Raw genomic sequence first — 12,714 nt, forward strand, 5'->3', positions numbered from 1 at the left:
GAATTCGGAGTCGACAGACCCTGCCGGGAAGCACGCAGGTGTCACCTCCGCAGGTCGCCAGCACTTCGGCATGGTCGAGCCACAGGCGGGCTGGACTAACGCCTGCCCGACTACGGTTCGTGGTCGACTGTCTCCGGTTGGTCGTGCACAGTGTCGCTGGTGCGGCGGCGGAAAGTAAGCGCTGGTTGGGGGTCATCACGCACCCGTGCACTCGGTGGGGTCTGTGGCAATGGGGCCCGGGGGCCGTGACCTGGGTGTTCTGCGCAGAACCGCTCGTCCTCACGTGGGCGACCACTGAAGCGATCCAGGCGACGGTTTCCAGGTCGGACCTGCATCAGTTCGCGTTGTTCGTCGTGTGCGGCCTGGCGCACGCCTACGGCACCCGAAAGAGCGAGGAACACCGCCGTGGCACTCACGGCAACGGCACTCACGTCGACCAGACCAGTATCTGGTTCTTCTCGGCTGCGCTGGTGTTGCCAGTACCGCTGGTTCTCGCGCTCATCGCGATCATCCGGATTCAACGCTGGCTGATCGCACGTAAGCCGTTCTACAAGTGGATGCACACCAACTTCGCCATCGCGCTGAGCGCGCTGAGCGTGCACGAGGTGGCCACCGCCGCCCCGCTCCGCGCCTGGCTCACCGGCGAACGAACCCTGTCCCCTGCCGAAGCCTCGGCGTGGATGATCGCTGCGATCAGCGCGTACTTCCTGGCGCAGGCGATCATGGTCGGCGCCGTTCGCGCCCTCGCACACACCTTTCCCTACGGCGGCGGCGAACCAGACACCGACGACAGCCTGCTCGTCGACGCCCTGGGAACCTGGAAAGACAACGGCGAGATCGCGTTCGCTCTCCTGCTAGCCGCCGCTGCCGCGGTGCTGCACGCGCTGGCCGCCCCGTTGTTGGCACTGATGATCCCCATCGCGATCACCACCACCTGGGGCGCGCAGCGAATCGGGAGCCTTGAGGGTGAAGTCCGTCAGCTGACCAAGGACGCAACACACGACGCGAACACCGGCCTGCTTAATCGCCTGGGGTTTGAACCTGCCGCAACACAGGCCCTTGCGCTGAACGAGCGTATGGGCCACACCACCGCGTTGCTTCTCCTCGATCTCGACCGCTTCAAGCGCATCAACGACACGTTGGGCCACATTGCGGGAGACCAGGTCCTCGTGGCCTTCGCCGGAGCCGTTCGCGGAGCGGTCCGGGAAAGCGATCTCGCGTGCCGTTGGGGTGGGGAGGAGTTCATCGTGCTCATGCCGGAAACAGACCCAACCCAGGCGCTGGTACTCGCCGAACGAATCCGGCGCGACATCGAGGCGTTGAAGATCCCAGTGACAAAAGCCGCAGGAGGCGACACCATCATTCTTGGGGCTCAAGGCCCAGGCGACCGGTCGGGCTGCACCGTGTCGATCGGGATGGCGTGCTCACCCCACCATGGCACGGAGCTCGGCGATCTGATCAAACTCGCCGACCTCGCGATGTACCGCGCCAAAGAAGGTGGCCGTAATCAAGTAAAGGTGGCCGATCCTACTTGGCCTCGAGACACATCAGAATTGCCTGGTGACGCCCTGCCTGGGATGGACCAATCGTTCCCCGAGAGCGCCAACGTGTAGGGGGCTAGACCAACACGGGGATGAAAAAGATCACCTGACTCGAGTTGACTATTGATCCGCAGGTCGGTTGGCCCGACTGGCCTAGTCCGCGCGGGGCACGAATCTCAGGAGGGGCACGTCGTACAGGTCAGGTTGGCGTTCGCGCAGCATGGTGGGTTGGGTGACCTCGATGACAAGCATCTCGGTCAGGAAGAGCACCTGGGCACCGAGGAGGTGGCTGGTGTAGCCGGTGGCGCTGTGTTCCTTGAGACCGACGGCGACGTGGATGTGTGGGAGGACCTGGTCGGTGTCAGGGTCGTAGGCGAGGGTGCCGCCGCCGAAGGCTTCGACGTTGGTGAGGTGGACCTTGGTCCAGACTGGCGCCGCGGGGTCGTCCAGCTTGTCGCAGGTTCCGACGATGTCGACTTCGCTGAGTCCGGCGATGAAGGACGGGATGTAGCCCTGGCGGACGTTGTTGACGCGGCAGAACTCGGCCAGGGCGGTGAAGAAGTCCTCGCCGTGGTCGAAGGTCACGCCGAAGGTGCGGCCGACGGTCAGGTCGTGACTGCGCACGAACGCTCCTAGGAGATGGTCGGGACCGGCCAAGGCCAGGTCTGCGGATCCGCGAACCCTCCCGCGGCATCGAAGGCTGCGACGATGTTCTCTCGCTCGGCGTTTGAGGTGAGCAGGCTGTGGAGCAGGATGCGCGCCTTGAGCGGGTCCAGGAATCCGGAGCCAATGAGGCCGCGCTCGAGCAGATCTCGTTCGCTGCCGGGAAGGCGTAGGTAGTGCGCGACGTCAATCCTGCCCCTGTCCGTGAAGCTAGGACCACCGGGATGCGCGATGCGGCCTTATCCAGGTGGGGCACCACGTCCGCGGGTACGTGCCCGACGCCGAAGGCGGCGACGACGAGCCCGTCGACGTTGTTGGCGACAGCGTCGACGAGCGCTCCATCGTCGCCGAGGGTGATGGTGATCAAGCCGACGCGTTTGCCCGGGATACGCGGGGACGCGGGGACCACTGTGCGGGAGGTGACCCGGTTGTGCAGGCGCGGCTGCCCTTCGATGACGGCACCGAGTGCACCGCCGTTGTGCGACTGAAAGGTCGCGCCGCTGGTGGCGTGGGTCTTTCGGACTCGACGGGCGGCGTGGATCTCGTCGGCGAGCACGACGAGGCAGCCTTGCTCGCGGGTGTCTGGACTCGCGGCGACCTGGATGGCGGCGAGGATGTTGGTGGGGCCGTCCGCTCCGGCGAGGGTGGGGTTGCGCATGGCGCCGGTGACGCCCAGCGGTTGTGGTGCGGCGTGGCGTAGGTCGAGCAGGTATGCGGTTTCCTCGATCGTGTCGGTGCCTTGGGTGACCACCACGCCGTCGACGCCCTCGTCGCAACGAGCGCGGACGGAGCCGGCGAGTGCGTAGAGGTCATCGAAAGTCAACGAGGCGCCTGGCTTGCGGCGGAAGTCTTCGACTTCGACGGTGATCCCGGCGTCGGCCAGGCCTGGGACCGCCGCGACGAGTTGGTCTGCGGATAGGGCGGCACCACACCGCCGGCGCCGGTCTTGGTCATGGCGATGGTGCCGCCAAGACCGAACACAGCGACGCGGCGCCCCGGTTGCTGGAGATCAGACACCCTGGAGTTCCCTTCGGACCACGTGCGGACAGTGATCGGCAGCTCCGCGGTTGCGCCAAGCCGGCGGTACCGTGGTCGCCCAGTTCTGCGCAGCGCCGATTCAACCATGGCCAGTCCAACTCGAGGTAGTCGGCAAGAACTCGCAGACGGCCAGGCGCTGTCGTGCCCGCGATCGCGGAGTGAGCATGGGCGTATCCATTGGAGTCGGCGAACTCGCGGAGGGTGGGCCGGTGATCGGTGGCGTCGACCTGCCAGATGCCATCGTGGCCACCCAGTTCACGATCGCTCGGCGCCGTTGATCCGGGGCGATCCCGCGATGGCTCAGTACTCGAGTTCGGCGCTCACATCGACCTCGACCCCGAACGACTCCATCAGCGCGGCCGCGATCAACGGAAGGATCCGTTCGGGCGCTCCCACAGGAGACGGGAGATCGCACCAACGGCGCTCTTCAGTTAGCTCGCCGGAGGTCGTTGATGGGCATCTCGGGATTGACGGCAGCGATCAAGACTCTCGCTACTATCGCCGAGTGTCGGTCGACCCTCTAGCGGCGAGCCTTGTCGAAGTACTGGCCAAGGTCGACGCGGCCCGCGGTTGTCTGAACACTGCCGCCAGGCTGCTTGATGAGGCCAGGCAGGCAGCCAGCGCAGCCACGCATGGGTCGGCGTCGCCTGAGGCGCTATACGCAGCGACTGCCCTGGAGGACGCGCTTCCCGCTTTGGTAGCACCGTTGGCCGCGCTGCAGAGGGTGGAGAACGACGTCGCCCGCCAGCTGGTAGTACTCCTGTCGCCCGTGATGCGGGTGCGTCCGACGGTCGCGGCGCAGCCCGTCGATCAACCGACGTACCCGCTCCACTTCCACACTCGCCATGAGCGCTCCAACTATCGCGTGGTCCGGAGAAGCTCGGCAAGGCGTTCGCCGATGACCGAGACACTGGGCATCGGATCGCGGTCGAAGAAGGACTTCTTGTGGCGTTCAGTCAATTTCTCACCGTCACGCGACACAGGAGAAACCGGGTTTGCGCAGAAGCGTGCGAAAGACCGAGTCAGCGCCGTCTGGGTGACGCGCTACCAGGCGACGGATCGCCAGCGGCGAGAGCGACTCGTCGTCGAGGTACTCGCGCAACTGGGCAAGACGGGTACGGTCAGCGGCCAGTGCGGGGTCGGCGAAGAGCGCATCGAGGGGGTCGAAATCGCCGTGGAAGCAGAGTCCTTCGACCTCGTCGTAGATCAGCGCGACGCTGTCGGCATCCAGCAGTTCATCGGGCAACAGGCCCAGGTCTCCAGGCGCCGGACCGGCGGTCACGGCTCGCCTGGCTGCCTTGCGGTCGAGACGTGCCACCGCGTGGCCGCCCGCTAACGGAGCCGCGGCGTTCTGCTTCGTGGTGACATTACAACCGCCCCGGCCTCCGAAAGCGATATGCAGTCGGAGGCCGGCGCGATCAATACATCAAGAGCGCGGCAAGCTACCTTGGCGCCATCTTTCTCATTCTTAGGAAGAATGCGGTCACCGCAGCGCCACCAGTTGCATTTCCAGGAGCCGCCACGCCTCCCGCGCGAATTACGTTGACGCAATGCGTCATACAGTTAAAGTAGTACTTACTATACTCGCCAACGATTCCGTTTCTCACTGCCATACGCTGGTGCTGCATCGCGCTCTCTGCGTCCGGAAGCCGAACAGTCCACTTGCGCACGTCAAACAGCGTATCTTCCGTCTCCGTAACGACGGCCGAGCTCGTCATAGTTGCCCAGTTGGGCACTGGCAGCAGTTCGGTATGCAAGCTCGGCCCTGTGTCGGCAGTCACCTTGATACTAAAGTGCGCTCCTTTGTCGTATTCGTAGATCGTTGCTATGCCGCCGACTGCGGGTTTTCTGAGTGTTGACGGCGGTGGGGCGTCATCTCCGAATCCTCCGCCTCCGATGGTGCCGAGGGTGATGTAGGGGAGTGTTTCGAGGGCGAGTTTGGTGAGCCAGGGTCGTCCTGTGTTGGCGAGGGTGGCGAGTTGTTCACCTGCTGTGGCGATGCCGTTGGCGCCGATGCCGATGGATGCGAGGTTGCTGGCTGTTTGGAGGTGGGTTTCGACGGTGGGTTCGATGGTGGGTGGGTTGGATAGGAGCATCATGCCGGGCATCGTCATGTTCCAGTTGATGCGGAGGTCGAGGAGCTTCTCAATGCCTTCGTTGATGGTTTGGGCGCCGTCGAGCATGCTGTTGAGGGCGGCTCCGATGGAGTTGTTCCAGGCTTTTTCGAGGCCTTCGATCTGGTTTCCGTTCCAGCCGCTGCCTCCGTTGCCGCCGGGTCCGGTGTAGCGGTTTCCGTCGGAGATGGTGCCGTTGGTGCAGGGTTTTTGGTCGGTGCCGCCGCAGGTTGTGATGGGTTCGTTGGGGGTGGGGGTGATGGTGGCCCAGGGTCCGTAGTTGGGGGTTTGTTGGTTTGTGTAGTAGTCGCTGGCGTCGCTGTATCCGCCGTTGGGGATGTCGTTGTAGCCGGTGGGGTCGGTTCGGTTGGTGGGGTCGCCGTTGACGTAGTTGTAGGGGTGGTTTGAGCGGATGGGGTCGGGGGTGAGGAAGGTTTTGGTGGTGGGGTCGTAGATGCGGCCGTTTGCGTTGATGGTGCGGAGGTTGTCGTTGTGTTGGTGGCCGGTGTAGCCGTGGGTGTTGGTGCCGCCGGTCGTGGGGTTTTGGTTGTTGTTGGGGATGGGGGCGCCGGTTTGGGTGGTGCGGGCGCCGTAGGCGTCGTGGAAGAGGCCGCCGGGGTTGTTGAGTTGGCCGGTGGCGGTGGTGGTGGCGGTGGGGGTGCCTTGGGGGTCGGTGAGGGTGTAGTCGATGGTGGTGGTTTGTCCGTTGTGGACGGCTTGGCCGACGCCGGGGATGGTGTAGATCCAGGTGTGGGTGTTGTTGGGGGTGGCGCGGTGTTCGAAGAGGTTGTTGATGGTGAGGGTGGTGCCGAGTGGTCCGGTTTCGGTGAAGCGGTCGCCGCCTGCGGTGTAGGTGAAGGTGGTGGTCGCGTTGTTTTTGTCGGTCATGGTTTTGGGGAGGTTGTACGGGGTGTAGGTGGTGTGGCGGAGGGTGTTGTTGGTGGGGCCGGTGATGTCGGTTTGGCGGCCGTGGGTGTCGTAGTGGTAGGTCTCGGTGCCGTCACCGGCGGGGTTGGTGGCGGTGGTGGGGGCGTGGGGGCGGGCCTGGCCGGGTGTGGGGTAGGTGTTGGTGGTGGTGGGGGAAAGTGCGGTGCTGTTGGTGGTGGTGAGCAGGTTGCCGCCGGGGGTGTGGGTGTAGGTGGTGGTGGTGCTGGTGCCGTTGTTGGTGAGGGTGTCGGTGTGCAGGCGGGCGAGGTCGTCGTAGGTGTAGGTGTTGACGCGGTTGGTGTTGCCGGTGGCCTCGTCGTTCTGGGTTTTGGTGTGGACGCGTCCGGCGTCGGTGTAGGTGTAGGCGAGGTGTTGCAGGGTCTTGTTGTTGACGGGGCTGGTGGTGGTGGTCTTGTCCAGCCTGCCGGTCTTGGGGTCGTAGGTGTTGGTCTGGGTGAGGCCGTTGTTGGGGGCGCGGGTGATCTGGGTGGGGGCGAGGTCGGCGTTGGCGGTGGTGATGTGGGCCAGGGTGGCGGGGGCGAGCGGGTCGGAGACGTCGGTGATGGTGGTGGGGTGGCCCCACTGGTTGTAGGTGTTGCGGATCTTCATGTCCGGGCGGCCGGGGGCTGAGGGGTAGGTCAGGGTGTCGGCGCGTCCGGCCCAGTCGTAGGTCTGGCGGAAGGAGCATGGGGATGCCGCGGGACACAGGGAGTCGGCGGCGGTGTGGATGTAGTCGGTGCCGATGCCGCGGCCGAGGGTGTCGTAGTGGTGCAGGGTGGTGATCTGGTCGGGTGAGACGGTGGAGGCGGGTTGCCCGAGGCCGTAGTCGCGGGTGTCCCAGGTGTAGGTGGTGGTCGTGGTGGCCGGCGGGTTGGCCTGCGCGTCGAGGTCGGCGACGGTGGTGACCCGGCCGAGGTCGTCGTAGTGGTAGGTGGAGACGTCACCGGATCCGGCGTGGGTGATGGTGTGGATCTCGCCGGTCGGTTTGTAGGTGTAGTCGGTGGCGCCGCGGTCGGGGTCGGCGACGTGTTTGACCGCGCCGGTCGCATGGTAGGTGGTGGTCGTGGTGTTGCCGTCGACATCGACGGACTCGAAGGGCTGGTCGAAGGGCCCGTACTTGACCGTGCCCATCGCCCACTGCCCGCCGCTGTGCGCGGCACCGGAGGTGACCACACGACCGGAGGCGTCCACAATGGACTTGGACTTGTGCCCATCCGCGTCCGTCACCACCGTGGTGAACGGGTCCGGATAGGCGTAGCCGGTGACCTTGCCGTCCGGGCTGGTCGCGGTGAGCGTGCGACCCAGGTTGTCGTAGGTGGTGACGGCCTTGTCGTTGCTGTTGGGCCGCGTCACCCATGAGGGTCGGCCCAGCGAGTCATAGCCGGTGGTGGACACGACCGCGCTGCCGTCGAACCCGGTGACAGTGGACTTACGGGCACGACCCAACTGGTCGGCGATCACAGTGGTGGTGTTCTTGGTGATGTTGGGTGCGGGGGTGGTGTGCACCTCGGTGCTCACCTTGGTGCCGATGATCTTGCCGTTGCCGTCGAGGTGGTGGGCGTAGGCGATCTCGGTGGGCGCGACGCCGTCGCCGGTGGTCTTGACCACGCGGCCCAGGTCGTCGATCAGCGCGGCGCTGTGGGTCGTGCCGGACACCAAGTCGGCGGGGCTGGACTTGGCGTCGGTGAGCACCCAGGAGGCGAGCACGGTCCCGTGGGCGGGGTGGTGCACGGTCCAGGTGGAGGGCTGGTAGGCGGTCTCGCCGCGTTCCACCCAGGTCTGCACCGGGAAGATCCGCTCGTCCGGACCGTTCAGTGGCATCCCGTTGGCGGGGACTCCCGGCCCGGGCGCCAGCAGGTACTCGATGTGGGTGATCCGGTCGGGTTGCCCCGCCGCGGAGACCTTCTGTTGGGTCACCCCGCCGGTGGCGTGCCGTTGCACCGTGGCGGTCACCTCGTCGGCGGTGCCTTTCTGGGTGGTGGTCGAGATCGGCAACCCGGTCACCGGGTCGGTCACATGGTCGACGGTCCGGGTCACCGCCCCTGGTGCCCCCGGCGTCGCCGAGGACGAGGTCACCTCGCTGTGTTTGGGTTTGCCGATCAACCACACCGCCGCGTTGACGTCGGTCGTGGTCGTGGTGGTGGTGATGTCGCCGGCCCCGGAGCGGGTGACGCTCTTGGTCGGGTTGCCGAAGTCGTCGAACCAGGCCTTGATCTGGCCGTTGACCACTTCGGACAGTTCCACCCGGGACGTGGTGAACGGCGCCAGCGTGGCGGGGTCGAAGCTCAGGTGCTGCACGTCCTGGGTGCCGAGAAGGCTCGGTGACCAGTTCACCGCCACCTGTGTCTCCGAGGTCTCGGTGATCGACCCGGTCGGATACGTGACGAACGACTTCCCGCCGTTGAGCTCCCGCATCTCCGGGGTCTCGGTCCGCACCCGGGTGATCCGCGCTCGCGCCGAGGGCGGCGGTTGTTCCCAGTCCACCTCGTCGATCAACGTCGCGGTGGTCACGTCGGTGGGGGTCGCGGCGAACGGGGTCAGCGAGGCCGCGGACATGCCGTTGTTGAAGGCCCTCAACGTCTTCACATGGTCGTAGGTGGAGACCGTCTCGGTGGCGGCGTGTTCGTCCCAGGAGCGCACCACCCGGAACCCGACGAACCCCGCCCGGGCGTTGGTCACCGGATCGGCGTAGGAGTACCTGAGGGTGTAGGGGGCGCCGGTGCCGTCGAACATCTCGTCGTTGACCGTCACCGACCGCACCACCGGCATGCCCGAGCGCACACACACCAGCGGGAACCCGCACGTGTTCTGCGCGATCAGGTCCGCGCGGTCGGTCCACGCGGTGTCGTAGTCCACCCTGATCTGCGGATGCGCGGCGTTCTCGTCGGACACCGAGACCACCCGGTCGGTGAGTGGCGTGTTCTGCGTCATCACGGTCAGGTTCGTCCCGCCGTGGGTCATGATGTCCGGGCGTCCGTCGCCGGTGAAATCGGCGAGCTGGGAGAACACCCGGCCCTCGATGCGCGGCATGCCCGCGGGCGCGACCATGTCGTTGCGCTGGAACGACCCGTCCCCGCGGGAGAGCATGACCGTGACCTTGTCCTGCCCGTTCGCGATCCACGACCAGTCGCCGACCTGGGGCTTGTCATGCTGCAGGTCGGTGTTCCAGAAGCTGACGACGTCATCGCGGCCGTCACCGTTCATGTCACCGATCCGCACATCGAGCAGCTCGTCATGCGGCACACCGAACGCCGCGGACGCCGCACCGGAGTCCAAGCGCAGCCCGACACCGGTGTTCCACAGAATCCTCGCCGGCCCCGCGGCCTGGCTCAAACCTTGCTCGTTCAGATCCCTGCCCACGACCAGCGTGTCGGCCAACCCGTCGGCGTTGAAATCACCGAAGAACGTCTTCTTCGGGAACAGCTCGTTGTTGTAGTGAACGATGCTCGAACCGTAGTTCGGCTCTTTGTAGGACAGATCCTGCGGCGCCAGCCACGGATGCGTCCTCGCCCCACCCGGAGCGGGGCTCAAACCCTGGTGCTTGGCACCCCCACGCGTCACCGTCAGGCTGCCGCCGTTCGACGGGTCGAACCCGAACGCGTCCACATCGGCGCCACGACCACACGAATTTTCGTACGGGTAGTACGTCGACATCCGCTCCAGCAACAACTCCGCCCGGCCATCACCATTCGTGTCCGTCACCTGATGCGCGCAGTTCGGGACTATGACGTCCGGATAGACCATCGACGGGCCGAACGCCAAAGGCCCGACACCACCGGTATTGAGCCGCAGCGTCACTCGCCACCCATCGGGGCCCTTCCACGCCGCGAACCGGTCCATCCGACCGTCCCCGTTGACATCCCCCCAATCCTCCCAAGCCCACTCCGACTCCGAACTCGGGAACGCGTGCGCCGTCTTGAACGTGTGCGTCGCCGCGTCCCACGTCAACACCCTCGCGTACTGGTAGTACCAATCAACGCCGGACCCATTCGACACACCAATCTTTTCACCGCCCAGCGACAGATCGGTCTTGCCGTCGCCCTCCAAGTCCATCGGACGCGTATCCGCCAGGTGCGTTTCGGCCCAGATCCCCGTGTTGAACGGGTAGTCACCCTGCCCGCCCGCGGTGAACGACTCCGCCAGCGGCGCCACCACACCCGCGGCGTCCCGCTTGCTCATCAACACCTTGTCCGGAGGCGCCGCACAGTTCCCGCACTGGAGGAAACTCTCGAAGAACACCAGATCCGCCGCGCCGTCACCGTTGTAGTCACCAGTGCGTGCCCCCGGCGGGACCTCGTGGTCCCCGGCAGGCAGCGGGAACGACGCCACCGTCTGCGCCGAGGCGAACGACGGCGTCTGCGGTGTCGCCCACTCGAACTGCTTGGCCACCGCGCACCCCCCCGACGCCCCACACATCGTCAGCTTCGCCAACCGCGAACGCACCACACCCGCGGCCGGATCCATCGTCTGGTAGTCGAACTTGTAGGTACGCACCACCTTCACCTGATCCGGATCCGGCGCCCACATCCGGATCTCCTTGATCCGCTTCGTCTGCTTGAACCGCACCCCCGACACAAACGACAACCCGTAGTCGGTCACGAACTTCGACGCGTCCACCGGATCGACATTGCGCCGGTCCTCCCAGACGACCTCCACCGACCGCGCCGCCGGGAAACCCGCCCCCCACGTGTAGGTGATCTTCGACAGCAGCCGCTCGGACCCGAACGGATCCCCCGGCGACTGCGGATTCACCCACGACGAGAAATCCGCCGCGTTGTACTCGTAGCGCATCTCGTTGCCGAACCGATCCGCGACCGTCGACAACTCCCACCCCACCCGACGCGAGACCAGGTCCTCCGACACCGGCGCCCAATTCGGCACCTGCGTGTACTTGTCATTCGCCGGAGGATTCGACGTCTCCGACGAGGTCTGCACACTCTCCTGCGAACCCGTCGCCGACCACGCCACATACGTCGCGACACGACCATCCCGCGTCCGCACCTCGAACCGATCCGGCCCCGTCGCCGGCGACGCCTCCGGCTGCCCCTCCACCGGATAGTTCTTCGCCTCGACCTTGGCGAACACATCCCCGGCCGTGCGGTACTCACTGCCCCCAGCCCCATAGGTGCCCGACACCACAACCAACTCCTGCCCATCCAGACAGAACCGGTCCTCAGCGTCGTAATTGACCCCCCGCTTCACCCCATCGACCTGCAACGACTTGCCACACCGCGAGATCTGCGACCCCAGCCCCGATACCGACATCCCCACGCCCGCCGAACCGTCCCCCTGGCTCGACGTGTACGACAACCCCACCGACGGAGCCATCCCCGCCCGACCCGGCGGCACATCCAACGGCACCGTGTACGACGCCCCACCCGCCGACGACACCCCCCACGAACCACCCAACACACCCCCACCAACCGCCGGCCCCACCGGCAACCCCCCACCCGGCACACCGAACACCGCCACCGGCAACACAGGCCGCCCACCCACAGCCCACGCCACCCCCCACGACAACACCGACACCACAGAAGCCACCAACCCCACCACCGTGAGACCAGCGACCCACCTCCACACCCGAGACATCAACACCAACTCCAAACCACACACAGGGAACAAGCGCACACCGCGCCCACCCCACACCCCACCCCACACACCCCCACCACCACACCAGGACCACCCCCCAACCCCCACCCCAAACACCCGCAACACCGCACACCACGAACGGCCCAGGGAGCGCGATGATCGAGGCGTTGATCGCCGAGTCCCCCGATGCGGGCAGGTGATCGAACCCATCAGTCGAATCGATCCCGCGGCGTCTCGCCGCGCGACCACCCTGCCGACGACAGGTCGGGATGGCTGTTGAGGTCGTCGAGTCGTTTCTGCACACTGGATCCATGCTGATAGGGACGAAGGTGCGGTTGCGGCCGCTGGAGCTCGGCGACGCCGACACACTGTGGCGGTGGAACTCCGACCCCGAGATCATGCGGTGGTTCGACACCGACTTCCCCGAGTCGCTGTTCCAGTTCCGTGAACGCTTCGCCACCCGCGCACCCAACTCCTACGAGCGGATCGCCCTGGCCGTGGAAACCATCGCCGACCACAGATTCGTCGGCATCGTGCAACTGCGCGACACCCGCCACCACCTCGGCCGCGCCGAACTCGACATCTACCTCGGCGAGACCGACGTGTGGGGCCACGGCATCGGCACCGAGACCATGCGACTGATATGCCGATACGGATTCACCACGATGCGCCTGCACGCCATCGAACTGACCGTCGTCGCCGACAACGAACGCGCCCGCACCCTCTACCGCAAAATCGGCTTCACCGAAGACGGCCGCATCCGCCACGCCGCCCGCCACAACGGCCACTGGCACGACACCATCATCATGACCCTGCTCGAAAACGAACTACAAACATAAGCC

Annotated in this window: 6 protein-coding genes and 1 pseudogene; 3 read left to right on the top strand and 4 right to left on the bottom strand. The window is 65.9% G+C overall.

Annotated features, from left to right (window positions below):
- Positions 1 to 245: 245 nt before the first annotated feature.
- Complete coding sequence (locus ACSHT8_RS15300) at positions 246 to 1,613, top strand: GGDEF domain-containing protein (RefSeq protein ID WP_436501707.1); 1,368 nt, start codon at positions 246 to 248, stop codon at positions 1,611 to 1,613.
- Between the two features lie 81 nt (positions 1,614 to 1,694).
- Here the strand turns inward: ACSHT8_RS15300 and ACSHT8_RS15305 are convergent, their stop codons facing one another.
- The 3 genes and pseudogenes from ACSHT8_RS15305 to ACSHT8_RS15315 all read right to left on the bottom strand — a co-directional run bounded on the left by ACSHT8_RS15305 (position 1,695) and on the right by ACSHT8_RS15315 (position 3,221).
- Positions 1,695 to 2,165, bottom strand: a complete 471-nt coding sequence (locus ACSHT8_RS15305; RefSeq protein ID WP_436501708.1) for a PPC domain-containing DNA-binding protein — start codon at positions 2,163 to 2,165, stop codon at positions 1,695 to 1,697.
- Positions 2,166 to 2,430: 265 nt separating this feature from the next.
- Positions 2,431 to 3,087: pseudogene (locus ACSHT8_RS15310) on the bottom strand (asparaginase domain-containing protein); the annotation flags it as partial.
- Positions 3,024 to 3,221 carry a hypothetical protein gene (locus ACSHT8_RS15315; RefSeq protein ID WP_436501709.1) on the bottom strand — a complete coding sequence of 66 codons (198 nt, stop codon included), beginning with the start codon at positions 3,219 to 3,221 and terminating at the stop codon, positions 3,024 to 3,026. The gene ACSHT8_RS15315 and the pseudogene ACSHT8_RS15310, both read right to left, overlap by 64 nt.
- A 526-nt stretch (positions 3,222 to 3,747) precedes the next feature.
- Here ACSHT8_RS15315 and ACSHT8_RS15320 point away from each other — a divergent pair.
- Positions 3,748 to 4,578, top strand: a complete 831-nt coding sequence (locus ACSHT8_RS15320) for a hypothetical protein (protein ID WP_436501710.1) — start codon at positions 3,748 to 3,750, stop codon at positions 4,576 to 4,578.
- A 106-nt stretch (positions 4,579 to 4,684) separates the two neighbouring features.
- On the opposite strand, the gene ACSHT8_RS15325 is transcribed toward ACSHT8_RS15320, so the two are convergent.
- A complete protein-coding gene (locus tag ACSHT8_RS15325; RefSeq protein WP_436501711.1) occupies positions 4,685 to 12,082 on the bottom strand; it encodes an RHS repeat-associated core domain-containing protein in 7,398 nt (2,465 codons plus the stop codon).
- 101 nt (positions 12,083 to 12,183) lie between these two features.
- Between ACSHT8_RS15325 and ACSHT8_RS15330 the strand changes: the two genes are divergently transcribed.
- Positions 12,184 to 12,711 carry a GNAT family N-acetyltransferase gene (locus tag ACSHT8_RS15330; RefSeq protein WP_436501712.1) on the top strand — a complete coding sequence of 176 codons (528 nt, stop codon included), beginning with the start codon at positions 12,184 to 12,186 and terminating at the stop codon, positions 12,709 to 12,711.
- Positions 12,712 to 12,714: the final 3 nt, after the last annotated feature.

Origin of the sequence: Actinokineospora sp. HUAS TT18, from assembly GCF_051364635.1 — a bacterium.
Taxonomy (GTDB): domain Bacteria; phylum Actinomycetota; class Actinomycetes; order Mycobacteriales; family Pseudonocardiaceae; genus Actinokineospora.